The 609-nt window shown below is 67.2% G+C and carries 1 protein-coding gene; it reads left to right on the top strand.

What is annotated here, in order from left to right:
* Window positions 1-609: glycoside hydrolase family 5 protein (locus tag E9998_RS08860; RefSeq protein ID WP_136529426.1), on the top strand; the 609-nt coding region annotated here is incomplete at both ends.

The following is a 609-nucleotide window of genomic DNA, read 5'->3' as shown; positions in this document are numbered from 1 at the left end:
CTCCCGCTCAACGAGGAGTGCTGGCTCGGCCTCAACGGCTCACCCAGCGGCGCCGCCTACCAGGAAGGCGTCAAGGAGTACGTCGATCTCCTGGTCGCCAACGGCCTCAACGTCATCCTCGACCTGCACTGGACCTGGGGCGCCTATACCACGGGACCGGACTGGCATTGCACCGATGTGCACGCCACCTGCCAGAAGCCGATGCCCGACGCGCAGTACGCCCCGCAGTTCTGGGCCGGCGTCGCCGACACCTTCAAGGGCGACGACGCCGTCGTGTTCGACCTGTTCAACGAGCCGTACCCGGACATGGCCAGCGACTGGGACAAGACCTTGGGCTGGCAGTGCCTGCGCGACGGCGGCACCTGCGCCGGCATCGGTTACGAGGTCGCGGGCATGCAGGACCTCGTCGACGCGGTCCGCGACACCGGCGCCACGAACATCCTCATGGTCGGCGGGCTCGAGTGGACCAACGACAAGCGGGAATGGCTGGCCTACATGCCGAACGACCCGCTGGACAACATCGCCGCGTCCTGGCACTCGTACAGCTTCAACCGGTGCGTGACCGAGTCCTGCTGGGACGAGGAGATCGCCCCGCTGATGCAGGAGGTG

The organism is Glycomyces paridis (assembly GCF_004912155.1).
Taxonomy (GTDB): domain Bacteria; phylum Actinomycetota; class Actinomycetes; order Mycobacteriales; family Micromonosporaceae; genus Glycomyces; species Glycomyces paridis.
This window is presented reverse-complemented; position numbering and strand designations above follow the sequence as displayed.